The organism is Paenibacillus validus NBRC 15382, assembly GCF_004000985.1.
In the GTDB taxonomy this organism is placed as follows: domain Bacteria; phylum Bacillota; class Bacilli; order Paenibacillales; family NBRC-103111; genus Paenibacillus_G; species Paenibacillus_G validus.
The window spans coordinates 1-2,271 of the sequence record NZ_BIMH01000110.1; the positions used below are offsets into that span (position 1 = coordinate 1).

The following is a 2,271-nucleotide window of genomic DNA, read 5'->3' on the forward strand; positions in this document are numbered from 1 at the left end:
GTTAGTGTTTATACTATCTTCAATATAGTCATTACAGGTATAAATGGTTTATCAAGTATATTTATTAGTGGGTTATCAGCTTCTTTTGGAGATATAATTGCTAGGAAGGAAGAACAAAAATTACAAAAGGTTTATAGCGAATTTGAATTTATTTACTATTGTTTAATTACAATAATTTATGCTGTTGCTTTTATTACAATTATGCCTTTTATAAAAATTTATACTAGTGGGATTAACGATATTAATTACTACCTGCCATTTATCGGGTTTCTATTTGTATTAAATGATTTGTTATATAATATTAAAACACCACAAGGTATGTTAGTTATTTCTGCTGGAATGTTCAAAGAAACGAAACTACAGACAACAATACAAGGTGCAATTGCAGTTATTCTTGGTATTATCTTAACACCACATTTCGGTATTGTGGGAGTTTTATTAGGTTCAATACTATCTAATTTATACAGAGATATTGATTTGATGTTTTTTATACCTAAGAAACTTACCAAACTTCCTGTTAAGCAGACAGCATATAGGATTATAAGGATATTTACAACAATAAGTATTATTTACTTACCTTTTGTGTTTATTAAAATTAATCCGGTTAGTTATGCCTCATGGTTTTCATTTGCATTTATCATATTTATATTTGCCGTCTTAATTGTACTTATTATCAGTTTAATATTTGAGCGAGTTTATGTTATGAGTTCAGTAAATAGGATTATTAGTATTTTGAAGCGGTAATTACAGGTTTTAAATGTATCAGTGAGTTCTGCTTATCATGGTTTTTCATATATAATTTTTTATAAAATCTTATAAGCCGTATTTTTTTACCTAATTATTAGTGAAAAAAATAAAAGAAAATAAGATTTCTGAATTAAGTTTCTCACAATTAGGGAGGATATTTAATGAGTAATGAGAGAAAGATATATAGTATTAAGTCAGATTCCTTATCTAAATATAAAACATCTCACTATTTTGAGAATTATGGCGAAATCAAGTCTTTAGATGATTACCAATATTATATCGAATGGGCTAGACAAAACAATAAAAAAGTATACATCTTAGGAAATGGCTCTAATACTTTATTCACACGTAAAAATATTAAGTCACTAGTTTTAAAAAATAGTCTGCCAGAAGAAATTAAGTGTATTTCTAAAGAGGATAATTTATATTATATTTCTTCAAGGGTTATGATGAATCAGGTTTTATCATTCTGTTATAAAAATTCACTTGAGTCCTTTTATTTCTTATCTTCAGTACCAGCCACAATTGGTGGAGCATTAGCTATGAATGCAGGAGAAGGTAAGAAAATAAACAAGTCAATTTATGATTATGTTGAAAGTGTCACTTATATTGATAGTGATCATTCAATCAAGGAAATTAATCGTAGGGATATGATTATTGATTACAGGAAAACGATGTTTACTGGCTGCCACGATAAATTAATAGTTGGTGCAATTTTTAGATTTCCTAAGAATGACTTCGGTGAAGGAAATCCAATTAAAGACCGTCTTAAATGGTCGAAAGCATACCAAGATAATATTGCACCGAATTGTGGATCAGTTTTTTTACAGGGAAACTATTATATTTTTAAATTATTAAGAGGATTGAAGATAGGAAAAACACAATACTCTTCAAAAACAACCAACTGGATAAATAATAAATCTAGTGGTCCACTTCCTATTTTAATCTTGATATTTATTACAAGGTTAATTCATTTTATTTTTTTTAGTAAATGTAAGATTGAATTGATTTCTGTTAAATAGAATGATAGAACAAAAAATTATCTGATTATTTCATTATGAGGCATAAATATAAGTAAATAGTGTAAAGTTGGTAGATAAATGTGAAGAAAAAAATAATGGTAGTTTTCGGGACTCGGCCAGAGGCTATTAAGATGTGTCCCCTAGTTAAAGAATTAAAAACACGAGATAAATTAGAAACTGTTGTTTGTGTTACTGGACAACATAGAGAAATGTTAGACCAGGTCTTGGAGGCATTTGATATAGTTCCAGATTATGACCTATCTATCATGAAAGCAAAACAAACATTATTCGATGTGACTATAAATATTTTAGAAAAAGTGAGAGATGTGTTGGAAGAAGTTAAGCCGGATATAGTTTTGGTACACGGTGATACTTCTACAACATTTGTAACGTCTTTAGTGAATATTACGGTCCCAAAGAGCCGCTTGATCAATGTGTGAGAGCCACTGTATTAATAAAATAGAGCCATCATGTTAGTGTTGAGAGCCACCCATTGGTAGAA

Annotated in this window: 1 protein-coding gene and 2 pseudogenes; all 3 read left to right on the top strand. The window is 28.8% G+C overall.

Annotated features, from left to right (window positions below):
• Positions 1-744: pseudogene (locus PVA01S_RS26940) on the top strand (hypothetical protein); the annotation flags it as partial.
• A 164-nt stretch (positions 745-908) separates the two neighbouring features.
• On the top strand, positions 909-1,769 hold the full coding sequence (locus tag PVA01S_RS26265) for an FAD-binding protein (RefSeq protein WP_127610825.1): 861 nt from the start codon (positions 909-911) through the stop codon (positions 1,767-1,769).
• Between the two features lie 95 nt (positions 1,770-1,864).
• Positions 1,865-2,167: pseudogene (locus tag PVA01S_RS26270) on the top strand (UDP-N-acetylglucosamine 2-epimerase); the annotation flags it as partial.
• Positions 2,168-2,271 lie beyond the last annotated feature (104 nt).

Bases quoted from the DNA above. Each gene is read 5' to 3' on its own strand.
- PVA01S_RS26265 (WP_127610825.1), top strand. From the start codon at position 909: ATGAGTAATGAGAGAAAGATATATAGTATTAAGTCAGATTCCTTATCT.